This is a genomic window from Cryobacterium algoritolerans, assembly GCF_004402785.1.
GTDB lineage: Bacteria > Actinomycetota > Actinomycetes > Actinomycetales > Microbacteriaceae > Cryobacterium > Cryobacterium algoritolerans.
Window position 1 is genome coordinate 1 of the sequence record NZ_SOFP01000026.1, and the last position, 12,188, is coordinate 12,188.

Genomic DNA, 12,188 nt, shown 5'->3' on the forward strand with positions numbered 1-12,188 from the left:
GCGGTCCACGCTGGCACGCACGCCGCGCCGGCCGCCGCGACGCCGCCCCCACTGCCGATCCCCGCACCCGCCCTCCGGCGGTTCCGGGCGCGCGCCGCCGCACCGGCTCCACTGGAGACCGAGACCCGCGCAGCCCAGACCCCGGTCGGCATCTCGTCCGCCGCTGTTCCCGCACCGATCGCCGAGTCCGCGGCGACCATCGCAATGGCGTCCCAGCCGGACTCGACCCAGGCCGACGGGACGGCTCCCGGAGCAACCCAGCCCGGAGAAACCCCGCCCGAGACCCGCCAGACCCGCAGGCTGGCCAACACGGCCGGGACTGACCGGCCGCTGCCGTCGCCGATGCCGGCCCCGAGCCCGGCACCCACCGTGGCCATCCCGTCGGGACCCGCGCCGGCATCCGCCGGTCACGCCGGTCCAGGCGGCCCCGGTCTCCGCCGCGGCCAAGGCGGCCGGTCGCCATCCCGGCCTGGTGTGTTCGGCGGGATGCCTCCCCGACTGCTCTGGGGCGCCGGCGCACTGCTCGCCGCGATCGTACTGGTCGGCCTTTTCTTTTTGGGCCGGCAATTTGTTGGCGGCACCACCCCGGCCGCTGTGGCCACGTCCAGCGTCGCTGCGACCCCGACCCCCACGGCCGCCCCGGAGCCTACCGGCCCGCAGCCGGTCGGCGTCCACAAGTGGAACACCCTCTTCGGCGGCGAGTGCCTGCAGCCCTACGTGTCACCCTGGGAGGAAGACTTCACCGTCGCCGACTGCGCCGCCCCGCACGCCGCCCAGCTGGTCTACCGTGGGACCTTCCCGGGGGATGCCGCCGCCGCGTTCCCCGGCGAGGTCGCCCTGGCTTCGCAGATCAACCCGATCTGCAGCGCGATCGGCGTGATCGACCTGGCCGCGGCCGCGGAGTTCCCCAACGTCCAGGTGCAGGGGAGCTACCCCATCACCACGGAACAGTGGGCGAAGGGCCCGCACTACTATTACTGCTTCGTCAACCGGTCGTCGGGCGAGCCGCTCTCCAAGAGCGTCGCCGGACCCGGACCGGCCCCCGCCGGCTGACGATGGCCGCGCCGGCCGGCCGGCCGGCGCTCACCTGCCAGGCCTGACGCCGCGGCCCCGCCGAGCCTAGACCTCGTCCGACAACAGGGGTTCGCGCGCGACGAGCTCGTGCACGCCCGAGATGATCTCGTCGGGGCGGAACGGATACCGGCGAACCTCGGCCTCGTCGCTGATGCCGGTCATCACCAGGATCGTGTGCAGTCCGGCCTCGATCCCGGCGACGATGTCGGTGTCCATCCGGTCGCCGATCATGGCCGTGTTCTCCGAGTGCGCGCCGATCTTGTTCATCGCCGAACGGAACATCATCGGGTTGGGTTTGCCGACGACGTACGGTTCCATACCGGTTGCCTTCGAGATGAGGGCGGCGATCGCGCCCGTCGCGGGCATCGGGCCGTCGGCACTGGGGCCGGTCGCATCCGGGTTCGTCGCAATGAACCGGGCGCCGGCCAGGAGCAGGCGGATGGCCTTGGTGATCGCCTCGAAGGAGTAGTTGCGGGTCTCCCCGACGACGACATAGTCGGGGTTCGTCTCGGTCATGATGAAGCCGGCCTCGTGCAACGCGGTCGTGAGCCCGACCTCGCCGATCACGAACGCGGTGCCGCCCGGCGCCTGCGACTTGAGGAAGTCGGCGGTGGCCAGGGCGGAGGTCCAGATCCGCTCCTCCGGCACGATCAGGCCGGACGCGCGGAGGCGGGCGCTCAGGTCCCGCGGGGTGAAGATGGAGTTGTTGGTGAGCACGAGGAACGGCGTTCCGGCATCGGTCCAGTTCTGGATCAATTCGGCCGCACCGGGCAGCGGGCTGTTCTCGTGCACGAGCACACCGTCCATGTCGGTGAGCCAGCATTCGATCTCGTCGCGGCGTGTCATTGGGCGCTCCTCGGGGTCGACCCAAGCCTAGCCGGGACAGGTTTCCGGCCGGTTACTTCGTCAACCAGATAGACGCGGCGGCGTCCGGGCCCAGGGGCCGGATGCGCCCGCCCGGCAGGCGCACCGCGCACGACTCGAGCACCGTCAGAGCGCTACCCGGCCCGATCGCATCGGCGGCGAGATCGCGCAGGACGGCCGGGTCGCGGTCGCTGATTCGCAGCACCGTCCCCGCGTGGCCGGGCACGGCATCCGCCAGCAGGATAGCGGGGACGCGCACCAGGCTGCCGTCCCTGGCCGGAATCAGGTCGCCGTGCGGGTCGGCGCCCGGGCGGCCGAGCCGCACGTCGATCGCCTCGAGCAGTCGGTCGGAGAGCGCGTGCTCGAGCACCTCGGCCTCGTCGTGCACCTGGTCCCAGTCGTAGCCCATCTCGCGCACGAGCCAGGTTTCGACCAGGCGGTGCCGGCGCACCACAGCGCTCGCGCCGAGGAAGCCCGTCGGGGTGAGCCGGAGCGGCCCGTACGGCACGTGTGTGATCAGCCCTGCCGCGGCGAGTTTCTTCACCATCTCGGTGACGGAGGACGGCGCGACCCCCAGGCGCGCGGCGAGCACCGATGGGGTGATCGGCACCGGCTGCCATTCGGTATGGGCGTAGATGGTCTTGAGGTAGTCCTCCACGGCGGGGGTGGTCAAGATCGTGTGCCGCCTGGTCATCCGGATTCCGACGCCCGGCCTTAGGCGCCGGTGAAGATCAGCACGAGCAGCACCACGTTCAGGGCGACCAGCAGCACGGCGGCGACGATGCCGGCCACCGTGGTGAACCACCGGTTCGTGTGGTCGCCCAGCAGGTCCCTGCGGGAGGTCAGCCAGATCAGAGGGATCAGCGCGAACGGAATGCCGAAGGAGAGCACTACCTGGCTGAGCACGAGGGCGAGGGTCGGGTCGAAGCCCAGCCCGAGGATGAGTAGTGCCGGGATGAGAGTGACCAGGCGGCGCAGCAGCAGGGGAACACGGACGTGAAGCAGGCCGTGCATGATCTCCGCACCGGCATAGGCGCCGACCGAGGTCGACGCGAGCCCCGATGCGAGCAGCCCCACCGCGAAGAGGGTCGCGACGATGGGGCCGAGATTGGTCTGCAGGGCGGCGTAGGCACCGGGCAGGCTGTCGGTTCCAGGGGCGCCCTGCAACGCCGACGCGGCGAGCAGCAGCAGGGCCAGGTTCACGGTGCCGGCGATCGCCATGGCGATCGAGACGTCCCACCTGGTCGCCCAGAGCAGGCGGCGGGTCGCCGTGGGCCCGACGACGTCGGGGAAACGGTCCCTGGCCAGGGCCGAGTGGGCGTAGATCGCGTGTGGCATAATCGTGGCACCCAGGATCGACGCGGCGAGGAGCACGGAGTTGGCGCCCTCGAAGCGGGGCACCAGCCCGCCGGCAATCCCCGCGGCATCCGGCGGGGCGAAGAAGACGCCGGCGGTGAAACCGACCGCGATGATCAGAAGCAGCGCCAGGATCACCCGTTCGAAGCTGCGCGGCCCGCGCCGGGTCTGCACCGCGAGCACGAGCATCGAGATGACGCCGGTGATGATCCCGCCCGCCAGCAGGGGCAGGCCGAACAGGAGGTAGAGGGCGACGGCGCCGCCGATGATCTCGGCCAGGTCTGTGGCCATTGCCACCAGTTCGGCCTGGAGCCAGTAGAGCCGCCGCCCGTGCCGGCTCCGGAGCCGTGCCCCGAGGATCTCCGGCAGGCTCGTGCCGGTGACGATGCCGAGCTTCGCCGAGAGGTACTGGATCAGCCAGGCCATCAGGTTGCCCGCGATGACCACCCAGACCAGCAGGTAGCCGAAGCGCGCACCGGCCGTCATATTGCTCGCGACGTTGCCGGGATCGAGGTAGGCCACGCCGGCCACGAGGGCCGGCCCGAGCAGCCAGAGCAGGCGAGTGGATGCCACGGTGCCGGGTCGCGCGTCGGTCGGCGCCGGCGCCGTCCCAGATTTAGGCATACCGAAATCATAGCCTCGGTGTGGGCCGAACGGAATCGCCGGCGCCGGGCACCAGCCGCCAGGGTCACCCTGCGTTGACATCGTCCTCGCCTCCGCCGGGCAAGCCCCGAGATCGGCCTTTTCGGTCGGGACCTACCCGCACCTGGGTCGGTCCCGACCGCACAGGTCACGGTCGACGAAGGTCGGGGTCGGTCGACCCGGGATACGGTTACAGGGTGACTGAACCTTTCAACCCGACGCCCGAGCTCTCGACCCACGGCGTCGGCCCCTGGCAGGGTGACCTCCCCGAAGACTCGTTCTACGACCCGGAGCTGCTCGAACACGGCGACACCCGCAACGTGATCGACCGGTACCGGTACTGGTCGATGGCGGCGATCGTTGCCGATCTGGACGAGACACGGCATCCGTTCCACGTCGCAATCGAGAACTGGCAGCACGACATGAACATCGGGTCGATCGTGCGCAGCGCCAACGCTTTCGCCGCCGACACCGTGCACATCATCGGCCGGAAGCGCTGGAACAAGCGCGGCGCCATGGTCACCGACCGGTACCAGCACGTTCTGCATCACCCGGATGTCGCGGCCTTCGTCGCGTGGGCCGCCGGCGAGGAGCTGCCGATCATTGCCATCGACAATGTGCCGGGCAGCGTCATCATCGAGACCTTCCGGTTCCCGGAGCGCTGCGTGCTCCTGTTCGGGCAGGAGGGCCCCGGGCTCTCCGACGAGGCGATCGCCTCTTCCGAGGCCGTGGTGGAGATCAGCCAGTTCGGCTCGACCCGGTCGATCAACGCGTCGGCCGCGGCCGCGGTGACCATGCACGACTGGGTGCTGCAGCACCGGTTCTGAGCCTCACCGTGGCCATCCCGAGAAATGGGGACGCACAGTGCTGTTCCCACCCTGATTCTGATGATCCTCCTCAGCGCTGTGCTGCTCCTGGCAGCACGAAAGAGGCGAGGCATCCGCCGCGGATAGGGGCTAGCGTGGGGTCATGACTGCGATCACTGACGATCTGCCCGCCCGCCTGCTCCACGAGGAGCAAGAGGGCTGGCAGGCGATCCTCGCCGGCCGAGGCGGAGAGTATTACCGCCGCACGATGACCCGGGATGCGCTCCTGATCCTGCCGGGCCGGGTCGTCACCCGGGACCAGGTGATCGCCGCGTTCGCGGCCGCCGCCCCGATCGACAGCTACCAGCTGCGCGAGCCGGCCGTGATCCGGATCAATGAGCACGCCGGCATCCTCGTCTACCGGCTGGTGGCTCGCCGCGGCGAGACCACGACCGAGGTGAACGCGGCGACGACCTATGTCTTCGCCGACGGCGGCTGGTGCGTCGCGGCCCACCAGCAGACCGCGATCTGACGACTCCCACCGGGGCGTGGACAGGGCCCTCCGGCAGGGTTGTGGACCCTTTCACCGCGGGCTAGCGTGGCGACCAGGTACACATCGCGAGAAGGGACTCCGACCATGACTGACTTCGGAAATGAGGGGCTCGCGGAGTTGTATCGCCGCCCCGGTTCTGTCTCGACGGTCTACGCGGATGTCACCCAGGCCGGGGAGGATCCGCGCCGCACGTCGGCTCTCCGGCACCGCACGCTGCGGGAGTCACTCGAGGCAGCCGGCGCCCCGTCCGGTGACGCGGACACGATCGTCGAACTGATTGAGGAGCCGCCGGGGGTGCCTGGAAAGGTCAGCCGGCTCATGGTCGTGCGGGGCGGCAAGGTCGAGTTCAACGAGCTGCTGCCTGGGGAGCCCCTGGGTGAGCTGATCGCCTCCTTCGGCCCCGTGCCCGGCCTGATCCCGCTGTTCACCCAGCGCCCGAGGGACCTGAGCTATGTGGTGGCCGAGGTGGGCCGTGACGGCGGCGAGATTCGACTGTTCCGGCTGAGCCAGGCCGACCCGGTGGCGGAGGAAGACGTGCAGGGCGACACCGAGTACATCACCAAGGTGCAGGTCGGCTTCCTCTCCAACTCGCGCTACCAGCGCGACACCGAGGAAATTTGGAAGCGCAACGAGGGCCAGGTGGCTGACGCCATCGACGAAATCGTGCGGGACAGCGGCGCCGAGCTCCTGGTCGTGACCGGGGACGTGCGCGCCCGCCAGCTCCTCGTCGCCCAGCTTGCCCGCGCGACCAGGGACATCCTCACCGTCGTGCCGACGAACACCCGGCCGGGCGGCGCGACCACCCATGATCTGGAGGAAGACCTCGACCGACACCTCGCGTCGATCCTCGCCCAGGACGAATACGACGCCCTCGAACGGCTGGAGTCCGGCCGTGGCGAGGGTCTGGCCGAGATCGACTTCGCCGCCGTGGTGCGCCTGCTGCAACAGGGCCAGGTGGAGGTCCTCATCCTCGACCCTGCCGGTCTCGCCGGGACCACCCTGATCGCCCTCGACCGGGAACCATGGGTCGCGGCCACGTCGGCGGATGCCCTCGGGGCCGGCGAGCTCGGAGAGGTCGCCGCCGCGGATGCCCTGGCCAGGGCCGCCACCCTTACCGACGCGCGAGTGGTGGTCGTGTCTCACGGCGAGCTTCCCGGCGACTCCACCGCCGGGGCGCTGCTGCGCTGGTCGACACTGCCGGCCACCCCCGAAGCGTCGGCCACCTCCGAAGCGTCGGCCACCTCCGAAGCGGAGTGACGGGAGCCGACTTCACCGGAGTTCGCGGCGCCAGACGATCCCCAGGCCCGACCAGTCTTCGTCCAGCGCCGCGACCTTCACGTGGACGAGCCCGCTCTTCAGGGCGACGTCCCGGATGAGGTTCTCGGTCATCTCGCTCCGGTGACCGGCCGCCCCCGCGCGGCCAGGCGATCCAGGCCATGCCGGACGGATGCGTCCGGTCGGCATGGCAGCTCGGCGACGAAGGCCGCGGGGTGGGTGTGGAACGCCACGATGACTGCGGCCGGGGCATCCGTCTCGCCGGTCAGCCAGTCGATCCCGGCGGGCGCGTCCGGAACGATCCACCTCGGCGGTGCGTGCAGCAACCGAGCCGGGTGACCCGCCGTCAGGCCGAGCTCCTTCCGCAGCGGGGTGCCAGAATAACCTGCCATGCGCACAGGCTACCCGGCTCAACCCGAGTCCCGCGAGAGTGCACTTTTCGCCCTCTCTCCGTGCGCGGTGGGGCCAAAAGTGCACTCTCGCGGGCGGACGGGCGGACGGACGGACGGACGGGCGGGCGGGCGGGCGGGTGTAAGGGCGGCTGGAGCGCTAGCCGATCAGGCTCGGCTTTAGGTCACGCAGGGTGCGGAAGTGGGTCATCCGGGTGACCCCGATGGCCGCGAGCGTCAGGGCGCCGGCCAGCCAGAGCAGCAGCACCCCCGCATCGGTCCAGGCCGTGGCCGGGTTGCCGCCGTACATCAGCTGGCGGATGCCGTCGACGGCATAACTCATCGGCACGACATGGTGCAGCCAGGCGAGCGGCGCCGGCAGGGTCTGCCACGGGAAGGTGCCGCCGGCGGTGACGAGCTGGATCACCATCAACACGAGCCCGATGAACTGGCCGACGCTGCCCAACCACACGTTCAGGGCGAGGATGATCGCCGCGAACGCCAGCGCGGCGAGCCCCATCATCGAGTAGGTTCCGACCGGATTGTGCACCTCGAACTTCAGCACGCCGGCAAGGATGGCGAACAGCGCCGCCATCTGCACCATCCCGAGCAGCCCCGGGGTGAGCCAGCCGGCGAGGGTGATTTTCAACGGCGAGTGCAGCGCGGTGATGGCGCGGCGCGAGACGGGCTTCACGATCAGGAACAGCGCGTAGATGCCAATCCAGCCGGCCAGGCTCGCGAAGAACGGGGCCAGTCCGGCACCGTAGGTCCCTGCCGAGGTGACCGCGGCGGTCTCGAGCGCGACCGGGTCGGCGATGGTCGAGCCCTGCAGTGTGCGGGCCTCGGGCGTCGAGTCCGGGATGCTGGTGACCCCGTTGGCGAGCCCGTCGCGCAGGGTGCCGGCGCCGGTCTGCAACACCCCGAGCCCGTCGCGCAGGGTGGCGGCCCCTGAGGACAGGCTCGATGCCCCGGCCGAGGCCGCGTTGGCGCCGGCGGAGGCGCTGCTCGCACCGTCCCGTACATCGGCGGCGCCGGTGGCGAGGCCTGCTGCGCCGTTCGCGGCGGAACGCGCACCGGTGGCGGACTGGGCGGCGCCGGCGGAGGTTTTGTCCGCCCCGGCCGCGAGGAGCGCGGTCTTGTCCCGCACCGTGGTGGCGCCGGTCGCGGCGGCGGACGCGCCGGCCGCGGTCTGTGCGGCCCCCGCGCTGAGGGCCGCGCTGCTGTCGACCAGCAGCCCGACCTGGCCGTCGATTCCGGTGACGATGGCACCGCCGGTGCCGAGCCCGGTCGTGACGGGGTCAAGTTCGGCGAGCACGGCCTGGATCTGCTCCGGGCTGAGGCCTGCCGTTTCGAGCCGGGTCCGGATGGCCGAACGCGCGGCGGTGAGCGAGGCGCCGGTGTTCGCGAGCGCCGTTCCCGCCTGGCCGGTCGCGGCCTTGAGCGCAGGGGCGCCGTCGGCGAGGGACTGAGTGCCTGCTGCCACCTGTGCGGCCCCGTCGGCGACCTGGCCGGTCCCGGTGGCGAGATCCACGGTGCCGGCGGAGAGCGCGGTCGTGCCTCCTGCGACCTGTGCGGCGCCATCGGCGACCTGGCCGGTTCCGGTGGCGAGGGCGCCCGTCCCGACGGATAGGGCGGCGGCGGCGTCGGCGACCTGGCCGGTTCCGGAGGCCAGCCGGCCGAGGCCCGTTGCGAGCACGCCGGCGCCGTCGGCGAGTCGGCCCGCGCCGTCGGCGAGGCTGACACTTCCGTTGCCGGCGGATGCCGCGCCGTCGGTGACCCTGCCTGCCCCGGCGGCGGCGGTGACCAGGTTCGCCCGTACATCGGACAGCCCGATCAGGAGCCGATCGGCCGCCTGCTTGTTGACCTTGGCGACGATGGCTTCGCGCAGCGTCTTGGCGGCCTGGTTGCCGATCGTCGAGGCCAGGTAGCTGTTCGTGTCGTTGGTGGTGAGCGTGATGGTGGCCTGACGAGGGTTGGAGCCGGCCGAGGAGGCGATGGCCGTGGAGAAGTCGGCGGGAATTGTCACGCTGAAGTCGTAGCGCGCGTCGGCGACGCCGGCCCTCGCGGTGGCCGCGGAGACCCGGTGCCACTGGAAGGTGCCGTCGTCGACGAGCTGGGTGGCCACCTCGTCGCCGTAGTTGTGGGCGGTGTCGGCGCTGGAGGTGCCGGTGACGGGGGCGCCTGTGTCGGCGACGACGAGGGCGACCGGCACCCGGTTGAGGCCGGCGTAGGGGTCCTGGTTGGCCCAGAGGTAGAGCCCGCCGTAGAGCACGGGCACGAGCAGCAACGCCATCAGGGCGATCCGGCTCATCACGGTGGCGGTCAGGCGGGCGAGTTCAGCCCGCACCATGGCGAAGATCTTCACAGGGCGGGTGCTCCGTCGGGTTCGGTGGAACTGGTACTGGTACTGGTACTGGTAGTGGCGCCGGGATCGGTCGGCCCTGCCACGATTGAGACTGATTCGGTGGCCGTGGTGACCAGCAGCTCGGGGGACAGGGCTGCGATCGCGTGGGCTGAGGCGTCCCCGGCGATCGTGAGAACGGCGTAGCCGCGCTCGGCCAGGTTCCCCGCAATCGTCCACCAGCCCAGCGGGTCCCCGCCGTGCCGGTCGGGGGAGCAGAGCACGAGGCCCTCGACGTCGTCCCGCAGCACCGCCAGCTCGGTGAGCAGACGGATGCGCGCGTCCGGTTCGAGGTCCGCCATGTTGCAGCGCGTATCCCCGGTCATTTCGAGGCCGGCGAGCACCCGCGCCACGGCCCGGCGGTGGCCGACGCGCCCGGCGAACATGAGCTCCTCGGCCACCACCTCGGCCACGGTCACGTCGGCGGCAGGCTCGCAGACGCCGGGGGCGTCGACGAGGGCGACCCGGGTGCGGATCGCGCCGTAGTCGGTGGCCCCGTCGATGGTGACGGTGCCCGAATCCGGGCGCATCCGGCCGGAGGCGATCAGGCCCAGCACGGTCGGTCGGCGCTCGGTCTCTGCCCGGGCGAGGGTGAGCGAGCCGCTGTGGAAGTCGAGTGAGGTGCGCGGGAGAGAGGAATCCCGGGGGCCCTTGGTGACGTCGGTGAGGGTGATGCGCATGCGGAAGCCTTCGTGTCTGGTGGGCAGGCGCCCCGTCCGCGGGGCGTCACTGTCATTCGGGTCCGGCGACGCTGGCGGGCTGGCGCCCGGGTGGGCCGCTGGACGGGCCGGTCCGGCCGGCTGGATCTCCGACACGCCGCTGGGATCGCGACGCGGGAGGTCATCCAACAACGTACTGACTAGTCAGTACAAGTACAAGGCTTCACAGCGGACTGACGGCTTTGCGCATCGGCCATAGCAGGATCTATACTGACTGGTCAGTACAAAAAGGGAAATGAGGATCGACGTGCAGTCGACAGTGTGGGCGGACGACCTCGCCCTGGAATTCAACCGAGGAGCGGTCTACGGCCCGCTGAGTTTCGCGGTCGGCGACGGTCTCACCGTGCTCTGCGGGCCCTCCGGCAGCGGGCGCACCAGCCTCATGCTCACCCTGGCGGGTCGAATGAAACCGACCAGCGGAAGCCTGTCCGTGCTCGGCGAGGAACTGCCGCGCCGCGCCCGCCGCGTGCAGAAGCGCACGGGCATCTCCGGCTTCCACGACATCGACAACCTCGAAGACTCGGTCACGGTCGGCGCGGCGATCCGCGAACGCGAGGCCTGGGTGTCGCCCTGGTGGTCGTTCATCCGCTCGGTCGACGACACCGAGGTGCGCCGGGTCTGCGCCGCCGTGTTCGGAGACGTGCCGATCCCGCCCGCGGACGCGGTGATCTGGGACCTCGACGAGGTGCAGACCGTGCTGCTGCGGGCTGCCCTCGCCATGATGAACGAACCGAGCATCCTCTTCTTCGACCAGGTCGAGCAGGTGCACTCGGCCGAATCCCGCCGCATCCTCTGGCAGCGCCTCGCCGCCCTCGTGGCGGGCGGAACCTGCGTGATCGCCTCCGCCACCGCACCGGACACCGAACTGTGGTCCGAACTCGGCATCGAGCCGACCGTCATACTCATGAACAAGGAAAACCGCTGAATGTTCGCCTTTCTCTCCTCCGGCACCGAGCTGCACCGCTTCGGCAAGGGCAAGATGCCCAAGATCGCCCTCGTCGTGCTCATGTTCATCCCCCTCATCTACGGCGCGCTCTACCTCTGGGCCTTCTGGGCCCCCAATGACGCCATGGACAACCTGCCCGTCGCCCTCGTGAACGTCGACGCCGGGGCCAGCCGCGACGGCAAACCGGTCACCGCGGGGAAGGACCTCGTCGACCAACTCGTCGACGGCCACGACCTCGGCTGGACGGTGACCAGCGCGACGGATGCCGCGGCCGGCGTGCAGGACGGCCACTACTACTTCTCCGTCACCATCCCGCGTGACTTCTCCGCCAGCGCGGTGTCCGCTGGCACGGACACGCCGGCGCCCGCCGTTGTCCAGGTCGATTACAACGACAGCAACAGTTTCCTCGCCACCACCATGGGCAAGCAGGCGATGGTGCAGCTGCGCGACGCGGTGGCCGCGAAGATCGGCGACCAGACCGTGAACGCTTTGCTCGTGGGCGTGAACGACGCCGGCAGCGGCATCCGCTCGGCCGCAACCGGGGCGAAGACCCTCGCCGACGGCCTCTCGACGGCGCAGGCCGGAACCGGAACGCTCGCCACCGGGCTCGTCTCCCTCGCCGACGGCGCAACCAGTCTCGACGGCGGCGCCGCGCGCCTCTCCGACGGCGCGGCCGCTCTCTCCTCCGGGCTGGACAAGCTCTCCCAGGGTGCTGCGACACTCTCCGGGTCCACCGGGAAGCTCGCGGACGGCACCGGCCAGGTCTCGGCGGGCGTTCAGGCCGCCGCCACCGGGGCCGCCACTCTCGCCGGCAAGGCGCAGCAACTCGCGGGCGGCGCCACCGCCATCGCCGACGGCACCGGCACGCTCGCCGGCGGCACGGCATCCGTGGCCCAGGGTCTCAACGAACTGGAAGCGGCGATGGATGCTGCCCCGCTCGCCCCGGCGACCGCGTTTCGGCCGGCTCTGGAGAAGCTCAGGGCCGGCGCCGCAGACGTCGACGCCGGCGCGCAGGGCGCGGTCACCCAGACCAGGGCCTATGCGGGTCTGAGCGGCCAATTCTCCGCGGGGGTCGGCGAACTCTCCGGCAAACTCGCCGCCGGCGCGCCGGGCGCGGCCCAGGTGGCCACCGGCGCCGGGCAGCTGTCCGCCGGCGCCGCCAC

The 12,188-nt window shown here is 71.0% G+C and carries 11 protein-coding genes and 1 pseudogene; 6 read left to right on the top strand and 6 right to left on the bottom strand.

Annotated elements, in window-relative coordinates:
* Window positions 1-1,053: pseudogene (locus E3O19_RS17690) on the top strand (hypothetical protein); the annotation flags it as partial.
* Window positions 1,054-1,119: 66 nt separating this feature from the next.
* On the opposite strand, the gene E3O19_RS05295 reads toward E3O19_RS17690, so the two are convergent.
* The 3 genes from E3O19_RS05295 to E3O19_RS05305 are packed head-to-tail and all read right to left on the bottom strand — an operon-like array spanning window position 1,120 to window position 3,918.
* On the bottom strand, window positions 1,120-1,920 hold the full coding sequence (locus E3O19_RS05295; protein ID WP_134536923.1) for an HAD-IIA family hydrolase: 801 nt from the start codon (window positions 1,918-1,920) through the stop codon (window positions 1,120-1,122).
* Window positions 1,921-1,972: 52 nt separating this feature from the next.
* The gene (locus E3O19_RS05300) at window positions 1,973-2,632 is read right to left on the bottom strand and encodes a metal-dependent transcriptional regulator (protein WP_241981210.1); all 660 of its coding nucleotides are present in this window, start codon (window positions 2,630-2,632) and stop codon (window positions 1,973-1,975) included.
* A gap of 20 nt (window positions 2,633-2,652) precedes the next feature.
* On the bottom strand, window positions 2,653-3,918 hold the full coding sequence (locus tag E3O19_RS05305; protein WP_134565894.1) for an Nramp family divalent metal transporter: 1,266 nt from the start codon (window positions 3,916-3,918) through the stop codon (window positions 2,653-2,655).
* 215 nt (window positions 3,919-4,133) lie between these two features.
* Here E3O19_RS05305 and E3O19_RS05310 point away from each other — a divergent pair, with 215 nt between their 5' ends.
* From E3O19_RS05310 to E3O19_RS05320, 3 genes are all read left to right on the top strand, one after another.
* The gene (locus tag E3O19_RS05310) at window positions 4,134-4,763 is read left to right on the top strand and encodes a TrmH family RNA methyltransferase (protein ID WP_134565896.1); all 630 of its coding nucleotides are present in this window, start codon (window positions 4,134-4,136) and stop codon (window positions 4,761-4,763) included.
* A 142-nt stretch (window positions 4,764-4,905) separates the two neighbouring features.
* The gene (locus E3O19_RS05315) at window positions 4,906-5,274 is read left to right on the top strand and encodes a DUF4440 domain-containing protein (RefSeq protein ID WP_134565898.1); all 369 of its coding nucleotides are present in this window, start codon (window positions 4,906-4,908) and stop codon (window positions 5,272-5,274) included.
* 105 nt (window positions 5,275-5,379) lie between these two features.
* A complete protein-coding gene (locus tag E3O19_RS05320) occupies window positions 5,380-6,552 on the top strand; it encodes a baeRF2 domain-containing protein (RefSeq protein WP_134565899.1) in 1,173 nt (390 codons plus the stop codon).
* A 128-nt stretch (window positions 6,553-6,680) separates the two neighbouring features.
* Here E3O19_RS05320 and E3O19_RS05325 read toward each other — a convergent pair whose 3' ends face one another.
* The 3 genes from E3O19_RS05325 to E3O19_RS05335 form a co-directional block, all read right to left on the bottom strand.
* A complete protein-coding gene (locus E3O19_RS05325; RefSeq protein ID WP_241981211.1) occupies window positions 6,681-6,962 on the bottom strand; it encodes a hypothetical protein in 282 nt (93 codons plus the stop codon).
* A 157-nt stretch (window positions 6,963-7,119) separates the two neighbouring features.
* Window positions 7,120-9,324: a YhgE/Pip domain-containing protein gene (locus E3O19_RS05330; RefSeq protein WP_241981212.1), complete on the bottom strand. Its 2,205-nt coding sequence runs from the start codon at window positions 9,322-9,324 to the stop codon at window positions 7,120-7,122.
* Window positions 9,321-10,040 carry a hypothetical protein gene (locus E3O19_RS05335; protein ID WP_174776898.1) on the bottom strand — a complete coding sequence of 240 codons (720 nt, stop codon included), beginning with the start codon at window positions 10,038-10,040 and terminating at the stop codon, window positions 9,321-9,323. Before E3O19_RS05335 ends, E3O19_RS05330 begins: the two co-directional genes overlap by 4 nt.
* Before the next feature lie 274 nt (window positions 10,041-10,314).
* On the opposite strand from E3O19_RS05335, the gene E3O19_RS05340 reads away from it, so the two are divergent.
* The gene (locus tag E3O19_RS05340; RefSeq protein ID WP_134565901.1) at window positions 10,315-11,004 is read left to right on the top strand and encodes an ATP-binding cassette domain-containing protein; all 690 of its coding nucleotides are present in this window, start codon (window positions 10,315-10,317) and stop codon (window positions 11,002-11,004) included.
* On the top strand, window positions 11,005-12,188 hold a 1,184-nt coding region (locus tag E3O19_RS05345), incomplete at its 3' end, for a YhgE/Pip domain-containing protein (RefSeq protein WP_134565903.1).